Below are 19,357 nucleotides of genomic sequence, written 5' to 3'. Positions count from 1 at the left end.
TTTTACTAATATAAATGAAATTATTGTAATTTTTAAAAATTTTAGAGTCAATGATTTAAATACCCTTATTAAGATAATAATTTGTCATGAAAGATCCTATAGATCTATCAAGAAAGTTTAAAGGAAAAATAGAAATTTATCCTAAAGTACCAATTTCATCATACGATGATTTTTCTCTAATTTATACTCCAGGCGTAGCAGAAGTATCAAAGGCAATAAAACAAAATCCTAACGAAAGTTTCGAGTTAACTAGTAGAGGAAATTTAATTGCAATAGTTTCAGATGGAACTAGAGTATTAGGACTAGGAAACATAGGGCCAGAAGCTGCAATGCCAGTAATGGAGGGAAAATCACTCCTTTTCAAATACTTAGGTGGTGTAGACGCAATACCTTTAACTATAAAAGTTAAGAGTGCAGACGATTTTATCAATGTTATAAAATCAGTAGAACCATCTTTTGGAGGAATCAATCTAGAAGATATAGAATCACCCAAGTGCTTTTATATTTTAGAAAAGTTACAAGCAATATCAAATATTCCAGTTTGGCACGATGATCAACAAGGAACAGCAGGAGCTATATTAGCAGCATTAATCAATGCATTAAGGTTGGTAAATAAAGTTCCTGAAGAAAGCAAAATAGTTATTTTTGGTAGCGGAGCATCAAATATAGCTACCGCAAGAATATTAGCAAAATACGGTTTCAAGTACGAAAATATGGTTGTAATTGACAGTAAAGGTCCATTATATTCTGGAAGAGAAGATATAGATCACCTAATGCTTCATAATAAGTGGAAATACGAACTAGCAGTAAAAACAAATAAAGAAGAAAATAAAGAAATAAAAGACGCATTCTCAAAAGCAGACGTAGTAATAGCTGCATCTAAACCTGGTCCGGATATAATAAGAGCAGAATGGATATCACTAATGAATAAAGATCCAATAGTTTTCGCTCTAGCTAATCCAATTCCAGAAATAAGCCCAGACGATGCTAAAAAAGCCGGAGCAAAAATAGTAGCTACTGGCAGAAGTGATTTTCCCAATCAAGTTAATAATTCTCTAATTTTTCCAGCAATTTTTAGGGGAGTTCTTGATAGTAGAGCAAAAGCAATAACAGACGAAATGATAATAGCAGCATCTGAAGCTTTAGCTAAATTTGCAAGAGATAAAGGCATAAATGAAAATTATATTATTCCAAGAATGGACGAATGGGAAGTTTATTATGAAGTAGCATCAGCAGTAGCTTATAAAGCAGTAGAATTAGGTTTATCGAGAGTTAATAAAAGTAAAGAAGAATTCAAAGAATTAGCTAAGGATAAAATATTGAGAAGCAGAAAAATTATGAGCATGGTGATATCAACATGGTCACAGTAAGAAAAGGCACAAAGGAAGACATAAATGAAATAGTAGACTTCTTTAGCAGAATGTATAGGTTAAACAGCGAATTCGATCCATTACTTTCAGTACCCAATGATTTAGAGGAGAAGGTAAGAAAAAATGTGGAAAAAAGTTTAGAAAACCATAATGAAATTATAGTAATAGCAGAAGATAAGGATAAAATAGTAGGAGCATCCAGAGTAATAATATACGATAGAATATTTTACGAACCAGAAGAAGAAGCAATGATAGAAGAATTTTACGTTTATCCCTCATATAGGAGACAAGGAGTAGGACAACTTATAGTAGAATACATAGAAAAACAACTAAATGATAGAGGAATACAATTACTTTCAGCAAATTTTCCATCTAGAAACTTGATAGCTGCATCATTCTATAAAAAGATGGGATTTAGAGAAATATATTCCAAATATGTGCGAAAAATAGAGAAAAAATAACTAATTTTTAATATTATTTTGTAATTATCATTTTATCTTCTTTCTTATTACTAATATGGTAGATGCTACTAAAATAACTATTATTCCAGATAATATTATGTATTTATCATAATTATTGCTAGTTGGTAGGTTTTTCATACTTACTTGAATAAATGCTGGAGTACCATTTATCAGCAAACTTGTTCTTTCAGAATAATAATGTAAAATATCATTTTTATATGACATATTTGAAATTATAAAGTAATAAGGTATGAAATTTAACTTATTATAAGTGATATTAATATAATTGGACGATGCTATAATTTCAGCAGTAGTGGTATAATTTAATGAAAGCTCATTTGATGAATTATATTCTTTTACAATAAAAGTTATGTTATTTGATTTAGCTTGAAATGGAAAGTAAAATGGAATAAGGATTACAGAATTATTTTTCAAATGATATATTATAGCTATAGTGTTATTATTGAAATATTCTATAATATAATAATAACTTCCTTCAAAGCTGGTTATTATATGCTCTCCTAATTCGCTAGCTATAGAGTCCAATGTAGAATTTTGCCTATTATATTTCTCTAAAACACTTATATTATAAGTATTATTGGATAATTTTTGTATAATCACTTTAGCACTTAAATTTAATTGAAAGTTTATGTTTACTTGATAATGATATAATTGATCGCCGGAAAAATTTAATATTAATAATAATGTCAGAAAACTAATAAAGATGGCACGCCACATAATGATTATTCCCCATATCTTTAAGAGAAGGTATTTTTTCTTTGCAAACATTCATAGCAAATGGACATCTATCATAAAATACGCAACCCTTAGGTTTTTCAAATAGTGGTTCTTGTTCACCTTTAATATTGACTTTTGGAATTCCAGCCTCTGGATTAGCCTTTGGTACAGCTTCAATTAAAGCTTGTGTATAAGGATGTAAAGGTTTTTTAATTATATCTTCTGAGCCAGCAATTTCTACTAATGTTCCAGTATACATTACTGCTAATCTCTCAGAAATATAACTACCTAAAGCTATATCATGAGTTATAAACATAAAAGATGTTCCAGTCTCATTTTTAATATTTCTAATTATTTCTAAGACTTGCCCTCTAGTTGATGCATCTAACATAGAAATAGGCTCGTCAGCCACTATAAATTTTGGCTTCATTACTATGGCCCTAGCTATTACAACTCTTTGCCTTTGCCCACCAGATAATTCAGTAGGTAACTTATCAAAAAAAACTTCAGGAGGATTAAGTTTTACGTCCTTTAATGCATTATATATGATTTCCCTCTCTTCTTCTTTACTATGAACCAGCTTATTTACTCTTAAACCTTCTGCTATAATATCATAGATCTTCATTCTAGAATCCAAAGAACTATAAGGATCCTGTTGAATCATTTGGTAATATCTCCTTAATTTCCTTAATTTTCTATTACTCCATCTACTGACATCTTTATCACCCCAATATATCTTACCTTGGGTTATATCTACTAATTTCAGGATTGCTTTTCCCAGTGTAGTCTTTCCAGAACCAGATTCTCCTATAACTCCTACTATTTCCCCCTTTTTAATGTCAATTGTTACGCCATTTACTGCATATATTTTTACACTCTTAAACAGCCCTCTGCTTATTGGGTACTCTACCCATAAATCTTCTGTCCTAACAATACTTTCACTCATTTTTTACTCACCGCATGGCAGTATACTATTCTATTTCCTATTTTAACACCTTCAGGGAAACTTTCCTTACATACATCCATAGCTAAACTACATCTAGAATAAAATGGGCATCCTTTAGGTTTAATAGTCTGATTTATTGGATCGCCTGGAATATAACTTATTGCCTTAGGCTTGCCATTTTCTATATCTGGTACAGATGCTAATAATCCTTTTGTATATGGATTTAATGGCTCTTTAAATATTTCTTTTATATCACCAATTTCCATAATTTTACCGCCATACAATGTCATGATTTTATTAGCTAAGCCTGCAACAACTGCTATATCATGAGTAATATATATTACAATTCTATTCTGATTAATGACTTTCTCCTTAAGTAAGTTTATGACTCTAGCTTGATTTATTACATCTAAGGCAGTAGTAGGTTCATCAGCAATTACTAATTCAGGATTTAACAGTAAAGCAGATACTATTACAACTCTTTGTTTTTGCCCACCAGATAATTCATCAGGATATTTAAATAAAATATCTTCACTCAAGTTTACTTGCTTAAATAAATCTAAAATTTTATTTATAGCATCTTCATTACTAATATCTTCATGTTCTTGAAGAATCCTAACTAGTTGAACTCCAACCCTCTTTATGGGATTTAAAGAATTCATAGAATATTGAGGTATTATAGAAATCTTTTCCCAAGCTATCTTTTTTCTAAATTCTTTATAATTCATTTTTAATAAATCTAAATTATCTAAAAGTATACTACCATTAACAATAGCTGATTCTGGGAGAGCTCTCATTATCGCATTAGCTATGGTTGTCTTTCCAGATCCTGTTTCTCCAATAATACCTATTACATCTCCGGGTTCAAGGTCAAACGATATATTGTTTATAGCATAAACGTTAGTAAATTTATTTAATACATAAGTTACTTCTAAATTCCTTACATTAAGACTCAATATGCACCACCAGTCCTTCTATATCTTTCCAAAACTGATTCTCCTAAATAAAATAATGAAATTCCAATTAAAGCTAAGGCTATAAATGGTGGAATCCACCACCACCATGCATAGTAAGGAGCCCCTACCATATAATCTGTAGCATATCCCAGCATATTTCCCCATGTAGGAAAGCTAGTAATTCCTAGTCCTAGAAAATCTAAGGTACTTTCTATAAAAATTACTGCTGGAATATCTATAATCAATTGCGCAAATATTATTGGCATTAGATGTGGAAATATATGCTTTCTTAATATCTGGAAATTACTTAATCCTAAAGTTTTAGATGCTTCAACAAATTGTTGAGATTTAACTACAAAAGTTTCACCTCTCAATATTCTAGCTGTAGGCGACCAAGATAATACCGCTATTATTCCAGCTAATATTTCTGGTCTAAATTTAGCTACAGTAGTAGGAAAATATATGCCTAACAAAGTCTCTAAAATTATTAAGAATATTAGACCCGGCAAAAGTAAAAAGAAATCGGTTATTGATACTAAAGAATAATCTGCTAATCCTCCAAAATACGCTGCTAATATACCTAATATTGCTCCAATACCTACTATAACTAAGCCAGTAATTAAAGCTAATTCAAGATCAAAAATTCCACCTTGTACAAATTCAGTAAAAACGGATGCGCCATTATTATCTGTTCCAAGTAATCCATAAACACTCCCTAAAAACTCAAAATGAATATCTGATAAATACAAAGTCAAACTACTATTACTTTGGCCCGGGATATATTCTATTACATAACTTACATTATATACTCCAGTAGTATTAAAAACGTCTTTTATAAGATAAATTGAAGCAAAAGAAGATTCATTTTGTGAAAGAGTATAATAAAATGGTGTAAATGAAGGAGCATTACTTTCTATAATCTCATAGTTCCATTGATTAGGCGTAACCATATATTTATTTACTGGATTAAAATAATAATTTGCAAAATTAGACAAAAGAGCATTAGTAGGAATTTCAGTACCATGAGAGAAGAGGAATACAGTATAATCTTTAGGATTAGTTAAGTAACCATTTATCACAAAATTTGTATTTGTATTATTTCTATAATACAAACTTAGTTGCATAGTATAAAAATTATTAGAAGTAGGCAATTTATAATCATAATCAAATGTATGATAAAGTGTGATATTAATTGGATTATTTCCTGTAATCATAATTTTCATACTGCCAGACCCAGTATTACCATAAGTAAAGCCTTCAGAAATATAATTACTTTCATTCGAAGGTCCAAAATTACTCCATGTAATTATTACTCGGTCTCCGTTTATAGTCTCATTTTTTAAATTCCAATAAGATATGACGGCTGGAGATTTAGCAGCTATAAGAGAATAAGAAGATGGCAAATTAATATCTGGAGGAAGATTACCATAAAAGATTGTAGACCAACTCGGTACAGCATAAGGAGCAGCCATATAGTATCCTTTTTCAGTATAAGGATTAACGTGTGAAGTAATTGCAGTACCAGCTAAAACTGGAATTACTACAATTAAAAATAAAATTAATGAAATCCAGAACTGCCATCTTTTTGAAAGATCTTTTAAAATCTTGGGAGGCTTAATCATTTATTTCACGCTCTTTCTAGCTCTTGGATCAATAATGGCTTCAAAAATATCCACAAAATATAATAAGATTAGAGCATATAAAGTTAATAAAAATGTAGATCCTAAGATTAAAACTATCTCATCACTTATCGCAGATTGATATAAAATATATCCCCAACCCGGTATTCCGAAATATTCCTCTATAAATAAATCTCCACTTAACACAAATGCTACATCAATAGCTGTCCTTACTACAACGGGAATAATAGAAACCCTTCTAGCATCAGTTCTTAGAATTTTTTCTCTCAATCCAGCTAACCTTTCATATCTAATAAAATCAGACTCTAAGTTTTCAGCCATGGAATTTCTCATCAAAATTCCCCTGGTAGGAAATCCATATACCAAGGTTTGGATAATCCATGGAATAGAAAATATCTTTAAATCCAAGAGAATATTATTCAAATGACTTAAGTAAGGCAAATCTGAAAGCGGATATACTTTATAGATAACAGCAAAAATAACCCAGAATATTATAGTTATTGCGAATACTGGTATATTATATTGGATAATCATATAATTTGATATGAAAGTATCTGTCTTAGTATTTTTCTTTATAGCAGCTATAGATCCTAAATATATAGCTAAAATAGTTTGGAACACAAGAGGAGGAATAGTAAGAAGAGCAGTATAAGGAAATCCATCTATTAGAATTTTGGATATGGACTCTCCAGCAAAATGTCCAGCAATACAAGTGCCTAAATTTAAAGTAAACATATGCTCTAGATATATAACGAATTGGGAATACAGAGGATAATTTAAACCCAAATCTTTTTCTACTTCATGCAAAGCTATATGATAAGCTAATAATGGATTCTTAGCATGAAGAAACTCTCCAGGAGAAACAAAAACAGTAGCTGGATTAATCCCAATTATTTGCTCAAAGCCTAATACTAGAAACCACATAAAAATAGTAAATACAACCAATAAAATAATTCTCTCTGCAAGTCTCTTTAGTGCATAAGATAATAAAGACATGTGAATTATATGTATAGCAATAGCTTAAAAAACTTATTCAATAAAATCTGCATCAGATCTTAAAACTAATTTAAAGAAAAGAGAAAAAATTAACTTTTATTTAAATTTCAATACTACTACTACTCCTATTAAACTTAAAATTACAGTTATTGCGATCATTGAAATATCTAGAGTAGAAGCATTGCTAGGAACTACTGCACTGGGTGGAACAACCTTAGTCACGTTAGTAGTTACTGGAGCAGGAGCAGACGGGAATGACACTTCCTTTAAAGGTTGAGTAGCATTAATAACTTTCACTGGGATAACAGTAGGTGAGTAAGGATATATTGAGTACCACCTATAGAAGTACCTTGTAGTCATCATAGTATGCGTTCCTCCAGTCGATAAAGCAGAACCATTAATAGTTATAGGAGCTGAATAAGTAGCGTTAACAAATATAGTATAAGGAGTATTAGGAGACAACCCAGAAGTCGATATTGTAGCTTGATAAATACTACCACTCACATGAGTTAAAGGAATAGTCTCAATAACCTTACTACTACCATAAGGCATAATCTCAATAACACCAGAAGCATTACTTATAGGAACCTCATAAGGACCAGTAGGCTTACCATTATACAAGTAAGGAGCAGAAACAATCTGAGTCATATTAACAGTCAAAGTATAACTACTACCAGCAGAAACATTAATCAAATTAGCTAAAGGATTAAACTGGAAATACCCAGCATAAGTCCTTAAAGTAATACCAGTACTAGCATTATAAGAATAAGGATAGAACGGGAACCCACCAGGCACTTCACCCAACTCAGTAACATGATAAGTATACTGACCAACACTATTAGGAGCTAGCTCTAAAGGATTAATATTAACAAACAAGTAAGGAGGCAAAATAATTTCGTCTGAATCAGCTAATAGGAAGTAGCTTGTTGTGTTGAAGTATATTTGTATTTGGTATGGATTATTAGAAGGAACTATTGTAGTAACTAAATTAGGCATAGCATCGAACCATATTGGTGATGGGTCTGATGCTTCTGCCGTGTAGTTTATGTATACTGGTTCTCCGCAGTAGTCTCCTATGAATACTGTGTCTTGTGATGGGTTGTATGGGTTGCTAGAGAATCCTCCCATATCTAAGTACCATATTGTGAAGTTGTAGTCTAATGCTGTTACTGGCATTCCATTTAGCCAAGTAGCATTGTGTACAAAATTGTATACTATTTCAGTTCCATTAATTATCAGATGACCATTTACAGTAGCATTTGGAATATGAATTACAGTATAATTAGCAATATAAGGAGTGTTAAATAAAGTAGGATTAGATGGTAACGAAGTTAGTGTAGAAGGATACCAATAGACTTCCCATATTAGTTCTGAAGAGTAGAAATTCTCGAAATATATGTTGAAGTTTGGTGGTGCGAAGTCATATGTTCCTATTACGTAGTTTAGAGTTCCGTTAGATGTGAATCCTTCGTGAACGTCTTGGAAGTTAGTTATTCCGTCTCCTAATGAGCTTACGTATCCATAATAGTTGTTAGTGTATACTGGTTCTGGACACGTATTCCATCCTAATATTACGTATGGTTCAGTGTACTGTAATTCTACTAAAGCATTTTGGAAGTTATTTACTACTTGTGAAAATGTTGGGTCCGCAGTATATGCTTGAGTTAGTTGAGCATTAATTGTAGAATTAACAAAATCATTATCAGCGACAAAAGGTGCATCAGGACCAAATATAAAGTAATAGTCTGGGACAACTGCAGTAAGGCCTTCCCATCCGAAGTTTATTATGTCGTAAGTTTGTTCTTGTAGTATTGTTGATAGTTGTGACGCTGCGTATGGTATGAATTGTATGTTGTTTTGTAGTCCTACTTGTTGTGCTCCTGCTTCTATTATTGATTCCCATGCTGGGCAGTTGTAGAATCCTTCTTGTATGTATATTGTTATTTTTAGTGGTGTTCCGTTTGAGTATGTCCATTCTCCTAGGCTTGGGTTGTATACTAGTCCTGCGTCTTGTAAGTATGTTTTTGCTCTTTGTATGTTGTATGATTCGTGGGCGTTATAGATGTTGGATAGCTCTGTTAGTGTTGTTGAGTTTATGTATGATGGGTATACTGATGGGTTTATGTAGAATGGTATTGTTGCTCCTAGTAGTCCTCCTTCTAGTATTTGTGATTCTACTGATGATGGGTTTAATATGTCTGATATTGCCCATCTGAAGTATGTGTTGTTTTCTGGGTAGTATTTGAAGTTGAATTGTAGGAATATGAAGCTGAATGTTTGGCTATCGTATAGGTATAGGTTTGGGTTGTTTTTGAGGCTTGCTATTTGTGATTGTGATAGTTCTGTTGTTGGTAGGCTGTTGAGTACTTGTACTTGTCCGTTTAGTAGTGCTTCGTACATTGGTAGTGTTGTTGTGTATTGCCATAAGTAGTTTAGGTTTTGTATGTATGGTCCGTATAGTGTGTAGTATGTTGCTGGTAGTACGTGTAGTGTTGAGTGTGGTGCTATTAGTACTCCGCTTGCTTGTGTTGTTATGTCTGTTACTAAGCCTACTACAATAAGTAGCATAGATACTACTAATATGGTTTTTAATAGTGTATGCATATGTTATTTTTTAGATCTTCATTTATAAACTTTTCTTAACCCAGTTACTGTTAATATAATAACTTAAAAATATTTCTAGGTTTTCACTTATAAACTTTATATTAGAAATTTAAAAAAAGAAAAGATTTTGTTATATGTTTGTTAACTAAATATTGTATCTATATTGTTTTCTACTGTGGAGTATGGAATAGCTGTCATTACTGTTGATGTTACCTCTGGTAGACCATCTGGTTGGAGTTCTGCACTTAAGTTTATACTTGCTGTATATGTAGTAGAATTTCCTATTGAAATATTTGCATAATAGGTAATTTCTATACTATTTGAAACTACTGAAATGTTAAAGTAGAATGGTGTTATGGTGAATGACTTTACTGTAGAGAGAACTGAATCAAATTGTGTTGGTGTATAATTTCCTTCATAAGAACTAAAGCCTATATATACATAGCTAGGTAATTGTCCTATAATATACTGGTTTACCCCTGCTACGTCTAACTCGCTTATTGAATTTAAATAATTAAATCCTGATTCAGCCAAAGAGAAGGTTGAGCTATTTAAGATATTATATATATAGATATGATCAATCTTCCATATGCCAGGAGATATTTGGATTAGTGATTCTTCCATTACTCCGTAAGAATTTACTAGTGCATTGGAAGTATTGATGTCATGATATTGGAATAATGCTACTCCATATGTTATATTTCCTGATGAAGAAATATAAATTTGCGGAAAACTACTACTTATTACTGGATACCCATAGAATTCTGAAAACATAGCACCTATAGTTTTACTGCTAAATGTTCCATTTGTTGTTCCTTTACTTAAGAAGCCTGTTACATTAGATGCTAATAAGGTTTCAAGTGAATTAATATTGCCAGACTGAAGATATTCCATTGATTCCCATCCACTACCTATTCCCTTTTCCATTTCAAGATTAGTTGTATCTGTGGAGTTCACACTATTTAAAATGCTAAGTAAATCGTTGTGATCTGTTACCGCATATGAATAATTTGATAGAAGTTCTTTATATTCATTAGATAAAGTATTATATTCAGATAGTAATGTAAAATACGAGGAATTTAAAGTTTTATAGTCTGTATATATAGTAGAATATTTTGAATTTGCAGATGAAATTTCTGAGTTTAATACAGCTCCTATAGCTGCTACCGCTATTATTATTACTACGAATAATAACACGGGTATTAGATTTGATTTCATAATGTAGTGTAATTTACACTCTTTTATAAGATTTTCTATTAAATTTATACAGTATGTTTTGACTTTATATTATTTTTCTATCATACTTTACAGATTAAATTTATCCTAAATTTAATCAAAATAAATAGAATAGAGTTATGATATTGATTGTTAAATAAATCATAGTAGATTCGAGTATTCCTATAAGAAAAAGTTTGTTATTGTTAAAAACTTAGAATTATTAGTTGTTTTAGATTGAATAAAATTACAATCTAGGACAATGTAGTTTAGTCAACTTTTAAAAACTGCTCTATACTTACAATGTATTTATGAAAAATATATTAGGGAATTAGACCTCTTTTATATTAAACAAAATATTCCAAGATTTCTGGAAATCTAGAGTTCTAGTGCGTTGGATCTGTCTAGGCTGAGTTTTTATAACGATCAATATTGACCTTTAAAATATAATTAATATGGTAATAAAAATATCCTATAACTTATAATATATTTTGATATTAAGGAGTATAAAAAGAACAAGAGAATAAAATAATTAAAATAATAAAAAAGACAATCAAGATATATACTAAAAATTAAGGAAAAACACTACATCGCGTATATATTAGACGAGTTATGTGTTCTCATTAATTTGTGTAAGAAGTTAAATAGCGTAATGTGGTTTTTAATCTCTCTGGAAGTCTATATGCCATTATTCTCTATTTAATATAGAGAATATAAACATAAATAAGATTTTCGAAATAATTATTATATTCTTAGTCTATGAAGATCTGAAAATTAATACCTTCTCTTAATTAGAGCTATTCGCAGAATAAGCGTTAAGTATTCAAAATGCTACACACTATTATTATTCTTATTAGAAATGTTGTGTATAGAACCATCGTTGTTAAAAGATATGGGAATGCACGTAGAGCTAAACTATATGTCCTCAGTAAAAGATTAATGGATAGAATTATCGGTTAGCATTATTACATAAGCAGATTGCATTCTGTAAATATAATTCATAAGGAAAGCTATTTTTATCTTTTTCTTTAAATTAGCGTTAAGATATAGCAGGCAGGTTAGTGATATTAACTTAAACGATTTTAAATCTGTTAAAAATAGTTTAATATAAGGTATCAGTTTATTAATTTTGATCAAATGTAAAAAAATTATATTATTACTGCTTTTACTAATCCTGGAGGTGTATCTATAGGCAAACCTTTCTTTACTCCTAATTTGTATGCTAGTAACTGTAATGGTATAATGTTGCTTATTGGAGTTAAATCCCTTGTAGTGTTCACTGTAGTTATATCTCCTTCGTTTGAAATTGTAATTATCATACTTCCTCTATCTTTTATTGATTTTACTATTTTATTGTATAGGTCTTCTGTTTGTTCTTCTGCTGGTTTAATTAAAATTATTGGATATCCTTTATTTGTAAGTACTATTGGTCCGTGTAGTAGTTCTCCTAATTGCATTCCTTCGGCGTGAGTCATTGATGCTTCTTTGAATTTTAATGCTCCTTCTAATGCTATTGGATAGTTTATTCCGCTACTTGACACGTATAAGCTTTCTTTTTCTATTTTTTCTGCTATATTTTCAGCTTGTTTTTCCATTTCTGGCAATTTTATGGAAACTTGTTTTGATAGTTCTTCTATATTATTTCTTAATTCTTCTATGTCTTTTTTGTCTTTTTTACCTGAATGTAATGCGGTGTACGTAGCTAGGGTCTTGAGTACTACTATAGTTGACGTAAATGTTTTTGTAGCTGGAACTGCCATTTCTGGTCCTGCAGTTATTGGAAGATAAACGTTAGATTCTAAAGCTAATCTTGATCCTACTGAATTTGTTATTCCTAAGATTACTGCTCCTCTTTGTTTTGCTATTTTTACGCTTCTTATGACGTCAGTAGTTTCTCCACTTTGACTTATTGCAATTATCACTGATCCTGTTGAGATATTATCAAGAGCATAGTAAGGAAATTCTGCTGCACTTACTACGTTGATATTTAATCCTATTTCTGAGAAATAGTAAGAAGATATTAATCCAGCATGTAAGCTAGTTCCATTTCCTATTACGTAAACGTTTTTTGCGCCATAAACTATCATTGAGGCTAGAGTGAGATATTTTTCCATTAGTGAGGTGTAGGAGTTAATTAGAGCTGAAGGAATATCGTAAATTTCTTTTAACATAAAATGTGAGAAGCCACCTTTTTCGGCTATTTCTTCTTTATATTTTACTCTTTTTATTTCAGGTTTTATTTCATTATTATTAATATCTACGATTTTTATTTCTGTTGCAGATATTTGTGCTACTGAGTTTTCAGGTACTATTATGGCGTTTTCGGCAAAGCCGTTTAGTGATGGAATATCGCTTGATATATATTTGCATTCTGATGTAGATGATATTCCTATAATGATTGGTTGTCCGGAGTTTGCTGTAAATATACTATCTATTCCTCTTACAATGAACGCGAAAGAGTAAATTCCCTTTACGTTTTTTAAAATGTCAATAGCCTTTTCTACGTAATTATTTGAATTTTCTAGAATATGCGATAATATTTCTGTATCTGTGGTTGAGATAAACCTATGTCCTTGTTTTTGTAATTCTTCTCTAATCTTTTCGTATTCATCAATTACACCATCCATTACTACTGCAATGTTCTCTTTGCAGTCTAATAATGGATGCGCATTTTCTATGGTTGGCCATCCCCTGCTAGCGTATCTGGTTTGTCCTAAGGCTATTCTGGATTTGTCGTCTATTTTAATTTCGTTCTTAGAAATATTACCTAGAATCTTTTTTACTACAAGTGAGCTATCTTTTAAATACGCTATTCCTGCACTATCGTAACCTCTGTATATTAATCTTTTTAGTCCAGCATTTATTGTTGAAACGTCTGCTGGATCTTTGCATACGAATCCAAAAATTCCTCCCATATGTTTTTTACTTTCTTTTCAATCTTAAATGTTGTGAAGTTGGTTAACGGTAGAATTATAACTCCGTATAGAGAAATTCAGGGTAATATAGAAATTGAAAATGGAAGAATAAAGAGAATTTACGAAGGTAATGATTATGGAGAAAATTTAGATGGATTGGCTGTAGTTCCAGGATTTATAGACATTCATATTCATGGAATAAGGGGATATGATTATACTTCTTGGGATAATAAGGATGATTTTATTAAAAATGCTTTTGGTATGAAAAAATCTCTATTGGAACATGGTGTTACTACTTTTCTTCCTACTACTGTTACAATGCCTAAAGAAAATCTTATTGAAGCGTGTAAAGCTATAGGAGAAATTACAGATTTATCTATAGAAGGTATTCATTTAGAAGGACCTTTTATTAGTGAGAAACATGCAGGAGCTCAAGACGTTAGATATATAAGAGTTCCAGATATAAATGAGGTTAAGGAATGTTTCCAGTATAGTAAGGGAAAACTAAGGACTATAACTATCGCCCCAGAAAAGGATTTAGATTTTGTTAGTAAGCTGTGGAATCTTGGGATTTATCCGTCAATCGGACATACTGATGCTGATTATGAGACTGGAGTTAGGGCTTTCCTTTTAGGAGCTAACAGAACTACTCATTTATTTAATGGTATGAAAGAATTTCATCATAGAGATCCTGGTATTATTCTTGCTAGTTTAAATTATTCTAGATATATAGAGATTATATCAGATTTTATTCATATAAACAAGGAAGTAATTAGATTTCTTATTAGTCAATTTGGAGTAAATAGGTTTGTAGCTATAACTGATGCTATAAGTGCTACTGACTTAGGTGATGGAGAATATTCACTAGGTAAGACTAGGATTACTGTAAAGAATGGAATTGCTATGACGTCAAATGGTAAGTTAGCTGGAAGTACATTAACTATGGATAGAGCTTTTAGAAATTTAGCTAATATTGTAGGATTGCAGAACGCTAGTTTGATGTGTTCGTATAATCCTGCAAAATCAATAGGTTTAGAGGATAGGGGAGTGATAGAAGTAGGAAAAAGGGCTGATCTAGTTGTTTTGGATGAAAAAATGAATGTAAAAAAGGTTTACGTTAATGGGGAAGAAGTTATTTGAAGTGCCTTTTTCACTAAATATATTGCAAGACTTCCAATATAGTATGGTAATCCAAATTGGCTTCCATCATAAGCGTTTATTTTTGAAGGTTGATTCCAAGGATATTTACTCAATGTATTCCACTCTTTTTCCGCTATTTCTAATCCTTCTTTTTTCATTCCTTTTAATATCATGTGAGATGCTACAGCAAATGTAATTCTTGGCCAGCATGATTTCATTTGGTCTGTTGTTTCATCTATTTTTCCTTCCTGAGTTACAGAATTTACTAGACAGTAAGGAGAGGCTTTAGCATTTAATTTATATATTGATTCCAATGTAGTTTTTACCATGTTTTCATCTACTATATTTCCTAATTCTAAAATATCAGACCAAAATTCTCCTAATATTTGTGAGTTTAGGCACTCTTCCTTTTTCTTATTTCCAGAAGCTTTCCATGAAATAAAGTATTTTCCGTTCCATAGTTCTAGTAATGATTGCTTAGCTTTTTCCAAGATTTTATCGTACTTAGAATGATCTTTTCCTAGTATTTCTGATGCCTTTATAAATGCCTTAAGAGCTGAAGCAAATAGAAATCCTATATAGGATGAAGTTCCATACATGTACGTTCCATCATACGAATTATCGTAACCTCCTTGAGAGTCTGGTATTCCGTCATTATCTTTATCTTTTTGAATTAACCAGTCTATAACTTCTTTCATTTTATCGTAATTTCTAGCAAGAAAAGGAAGGTCATTTGTGAATTTGTAATCTCTATATATCATTAGTATCCAAGTTGGACCTAGATCATTCCATGAATACGGGTATGATGCTCCATATATTGGATTTTCTATGCTTTCTTCTCCTATATCGTGGGGAACTTCGCCTTTAACTATATACCTTGCAAAATATTCATCCATTTCTTTCGTCAAATCAGGGAAATAGTCTAAAAGAGCGAAAGATGCGCCATCCCATGTCATAGATCCTATAGTATTCATAAGTAGACTAATTTTAGGATCCTCATAGATTGCAAATCTTCCGTCTTTTGTTAGCCAGCTGTAAGTTAAAACGTAAAGTGAGTTCCTAGTAGCTTGTGTTAACCAATCTTCCCCTTCTTCTAGTTCTATTCCTAAATTCTTTTTATTAGCATATTTAACAATATCAACTGCATTGTCAAACCAGTTTTCATAATAATGACCATATGGATAATAATGAGGTCTACCATTGAAATACCAGCTTAAATAGAACTTTTCTTTTCCTTTTACTTCTTTCCAAACTATACCTGATATTTCCTCTCTTGCAAATTGAGGTATTTTATATTCCTTTAATTTACTATTTTCTCTTAGATAATCTAAATTAAAAACACTAGTATCTTCTATCATTCCTTCCTTTATATTAGGTATCCAATGTCTATAGCCTACAAATGAATAACATCCTTCGCATCCTAAGAATAATTCTCCATAAGCTGGATCAGATTGTAGTGCCTTAGAATTTTTCATCAGAACTCCATTAATTTCATCTTCTATTTTTATATTATATCGTCCCCATCGTCTACTTCCTACTATATTAGGAAAAGAGATTGCGATTATTCCTTCTCCTTCTATTTCAAAAATGATTAATGGCAGTGAAGAGTCTTTTAGATCCTTAGGAATGAAAGGAGAATAAATTGTTATATTAAAATCTGGATTTTTAGTTTTGTAGGTTACCTTAGGAAATAGTGCATCTGCTTCAATACTTTCTGGTATTTTTGTTTTAAAACTAGTTTCAGAGTGTTTAGAAGGATTTGCTTGTAAAAATGTGTTTGTAGATAAATCGACAATATGAAATCCTCTTACTATTTCTAAAGGTGTACTCCAATTATTCCTTATCGTTACATTTCCTATGCTCAAATCTTCAAAAAAATCTATTTTTCCATTACCTATTGAACCAATGGGAATACCATAATTTTTCGGAATCTTCATTGGATTTCTACCTCCTTAACTTCTTCGTTTATTTCTATTCCTTCTTTTTCTTCTTTTCCATTAACTAGAATTTTTTCATATTCTCCTACATAAATTAACTGTCTGATGTAGAAAGGTTTTGAAAAGTTTATTTTCCTATCATTACTTTCAATTATATTTCCTTTATACTTGATTTTAGCTTCTCCAAAAACTATAAGATCTCCGTTAGAGAGAGGTATGATTGAATTCTCTCTAATATAAATTGGCAAATCATTAACTGAATCTATCCATCCACCTTCTATTACTTCCTTGCTCCAATAGTCTAACCATTTTCCTTTAGGTAAGTACACTTTTCTCTTTTCTTGACCTGGAGAAATTACTGGGGCATAAAGGATAGATTTTCCTACCATATATTCATCTTCAATTCTATAAGTGTTCTCGTCATTTTGGAATTCATAAAACAATGGCCTAAGTATTGGGTGACCTAATTCGTGAGATTCCTCAGCTACTGCATACAGATAAGGAAGGAATTTATACCTTAAGTTTATCACTTCTTTAACTTTTTCCTTATAATAATCTGGTAAATAAATGGGTTCAGTGTCTATTCCATCAGTTGCCTTATGTGTTCTAAAAAAGGGGAAGAAGAGAGCTAACTGGAAATACCTAGTTAATAATTCTGGCGAGTTATCAATTTCTCTTAATCCTCTTCCTTGAAATGCACCAATATCAATCCCAACGTTTGAAACGCCAGAAATTGAAAGGCCTAAAACTAATTGCAATTGAAGTTTTAAGTCTTCCCAGCATGGAGTATTATCACCAGTCCAAATAGTAGCGTAACTCTGAATACCAGCGTATCCACTCCTACTCAAAATGAAGATTTCGTCTCTTCCTGCTTCCTTAAATCCTTGATATGTGGCCATAGCTTCATACAATGGGTACGCGTTTCTTACTAGTTCATGATGTACTCTTTTTCCTTTAATTAAATGTGTCACATTGCTAGGAAATGCTCTGTAAATTCTATCGTCTTTAGTTTGCACTGGTAAATCTTTAAAAATGTCGCGTATTTCGAGGACTTTTGTGAAGTCTGTAGGTTCGTTCATGTCTAGCCATATTCCGTCTATTCCTTGAGATAACCAGCTTGCTATTTTTTCTTTCCACCAATTTCTAGTTTCTTCTCTGAAAAAGTCTGGATAAACTGATGAGCCTGGCCATAGTTTTCCTACGAATATGTCTCCTTTATCTGTTTCACAGTATTTTCCGAGACCTGATAAGAATGTTTCGTAATTCTGATCTGCTCTTACGCTATGGTCTACTATTGTAATTAATTTTACTCCTCTTTTGTGTAATTCTTCTATGAATTTTTTAGGATCTGGAAATCTTTCTTTATTCCAAGTAAATAGTTTAAATGAATCCATAAAGTCTATGTCTAGAAATACTGCTGACACTTTGAAGCCTTGTTTTTTCATTTCGTCCAAAAGCTCTATTATTCTATCTTGAGGATAATAACTATATCTTGAGATCATGTATCCGAAAGCCCATTCTGGAGGTAAATAAGGTTTTCCTGTTAAGTCTGTAAATCTTTCTAATACGTTTTCTATTGTAGGTCCTTCAAATACGTAAATTTCTACATCTTTATGCGGTATTTTTATCTTTATCTTGGAGTAATCTTCAAATCCTACGTCAATTATAAGTTTCGATGCAGAATTTATGAAGTAGCCTGTGGCTTTATTTTCAATAGAAATGAAGAATGGTATATTAACGTAAAGCGGATCTTGGAATCTAAAGTATGGTCCTGCATCTATATTATACATTGTGTATCTAAATCTTCTTCTGTCTAATTCTGTTGCTTTTTCACCTAGGCCTACTACATGTTCCTTTAAACCTAAGGGTTTCTCCAAATAGACAAAGTGAAAATCTTCCGAAATTGAAAGAGAAAAGTCAGATAATGTTTTATTTATTGGCTTGCCTTGAAACTGAAAGTCTACTGCAGGAAATGGATCGTTTATTTTAATCTTGTATGTACCTTTTCCGTTCTCCTCTACTTCGACTTTCATAGATTTCTATGAGATAGCTTAATTTTAAAGTAAATTGGCTTGATATTCTGTAGATTTTTATAAGTTTTTTATAGAAGAATTAGCATAAAATATCAATATTAGTATATTTTTTATAAAAAAACTAACTCTAGATATTACATTTTTTATACTAAACTCAAAAATTCATAGATTTTAGTTGTTTAAAATCTACTATATATTATATCAGATCAAGCTTAATTAGATTTGGAATCAAGTAGCTTAATTAACCTAAAGCAGTTCTTAGTTAAATAGATTGAAGACATAATATCTTATTTATAAATTAGGCAAGTTTTTATATGGAAATATCTACTTTTGTTGATTTCAAATACACATTAGTAGGATAATAATTGATTTGACCTATACTTGATATAAAATTTTTGTGAAACCA

General features: G+C 31.1%; 13 protein-coding genes. 3 read left to right on the top strand and 10 right to left on the bottom strand.

Going from position 1 to position 19,357, the window contains the following annotated elements; genetic code table 11:
• Positions 1–86: 86 nt before the first annotated feature.
• Entirely contained in the window at positions 87–1,370 is a 1,284-nt protein-coding gene (locus B6F84_RS05165) for an NAD(P)-dependent malic enzyme (protein WP_148691251.1), read from the top strand.
• On the top strand, positions 1,358–1,831 hold the full coding sequence (locus B6F84_RS05160) for a GNAT family N-acetyltransferase (protein ID WP_148691250.1): 474 nt from the start codon (positions 1,358–1,360) through the stop codon (positions 1,829–1,831). Before B6F84_RS05165 ends, B6F84_RS05160 begins: the two co-directional genes overlap by 13 nt.
• A 27-nt stretch (positions 1,832–1,858) precedes the next feature.
• Here the strand turns inward: B6F84_RS05160 and B6F84_RS05155 are convergent, their stop codons facing one another.
• From B6F84_RS05155 to glmS, 8 genes are all read right to left on the bottom strand, one after another.
• Positions 1,859–2,452, bottom strand: a complete 594-nt coding sequence (locus B6F84_RS05155; protein ID WP_148691249.1) for a hypothetical protein — start codon at positions 2,450–2,452, stop codon at positions 1,859–1,861.
• 94 nt (positions 2,453–2,546) lie between these two features.
• A complete protein-coding gene (locus B6F84_RS05150; RefSeq protein ID WP_148691248.1) occupies positions 2,547–3,515 on the bottom strand; it encodes an ABC transporter ATP-binding protein in 969 nt (322 codons plus the stop codon).
• A complete protein-coding gene (locus tag B6F84_RS05145; protein ID WP_148691247.1) occupies positions 3,512–4,471 on the bottom strand; it encodes an ABC transporter ATP-binding protein in 960 nt (319 codons plus the stop codon). Before B6F84_RS05145 ends, B6F84_RS05150 begins: the two co-directional genes overlap by 4 nt.
• Positions 4,468–6,093 (bottom strand): ABC transporter permease, encoded by a 1,626-nt coding sequence (locus B6F84_RS05140; protein WP_148691246.1) that lies wholly within the window; start codon positions 6,091–6,093, stop codon positions 4,468–4,470. The genes B6F84_RS05145 and B6F84_RS05140 overlap by 4 nt, the downstream gene beginning before the upstream one ends.
• On the bottom strand, positions 6,094–7,107 hold the full coding sequence (locus B6F84_RS05135) for an ABC transporter permease (protein WP_148691245.1): 1,014 nt from the start codon (positions 7,105–7,107) through the stop codon (positions 6,094–6,096).
• A gap of 96 nt (positions 7,108–7,203) precedes the next feature.
• Positions 7,204–9,711 carry an ABC transporter substrate-binding protein gene (locus tag B6F84_RS05130; RefSeq protein WP_148691244.1) on the bottom strand — a complete coding sequence of 836 codons (2,508 nt, stop codon included), beginning with the start codon at positions 9,709–9,711 and terminating at the stop codon, positions 7,204–7,206.
• Positions 9,712–9,852: 141 nt separating this feature from the next.
• A complete protein-coding gene (locus tag B6F84_RS05125) occupies positions 9,853–10,929 on the bottom strand; it encodes a hypothetical protein (RefSeq protein WP_148691243.1) in 1,077 nt (358 codons plus the stop codon).
• A gap of 1,145 nt (positions 10,930–12,074) precedes the next feature.
• On the bottom strand, positions 12,075–13,841 hold the full coding sequence (glmS, locus tag B6F84_RS05120) for a glutamine--fructose-6-phosphate transaminase (isomerizing) (protein WP_148691242.1): 1,767 nt from the start codon (positions 13,839–13,841) through the stop codon (positions 12,075–12,077).
• A gap of 33 nt (positions 13,842–13,874) precedes the next feature.
• Between glmS and nagA the strand changes: the two genes are divergently transcribed.
• Complete coding sequence (nagA, locus tag B6F84_RS05115; RefSeq protein WP_236749076.1) at positions 13,875–14,981, top strand: N-acetylglucosamine-6-phosphate deacetylase; 1,107 nt, start codon at positions 13,875–13,877, stop codon at positions 14,979–14,981.
• Here the strand turns inward: nagA and B6F84_RS05110 are convergent.
• Together B6F84_RS05110 and malA are read right to left on the bottom strand one after the other, a co-directional pair.
• The gene (locus tag B6F84_RS05110; RefSeq protein WP_148691240.1) at positions 14,954–16,918 is read right to left on the bottom strand and encodes a GH116 family glycosyl hydrolase; all 1,965 of its coding nucleotides are present in this window, start codon (positions 16,916–16,918) and stop codon (positions 14,954–14,956) included. The genes nagA and B6F84_RS05110 overlap by 28 nt on opposite strands.
• Positions 16,915–18,951 (bottom strand): alpha-glucosidase MalA, encoded by a 2,037-nt coding sequence (gene malA, locus B6F84_RS05105; RefSeq protein WP_148691239.1) that lies wholly within the window; start codon positions 18,949–18,951, stop codon positions 16,915–16,917. Before malA ends, B6F84_RS05110 begins: the two co-directional genes overlap by 4 nt.
• Positions 18,952–19,357: the final 406 nt, after the last annotated feature.

The sequence above is a fragment of the Acidianus manzaensis genome (genome assembly GCF_002116695.1).
GTDB classification, from domain to species: Archaea; Thermoproteota; Thermoprotei_A; order Sulfolobales; family Sulfolobaceae; genus Acidianus; species Acidianus manzaensis.
This window is presented reverse-complemented; position numbering and strand designations above follow the sequence as displayed.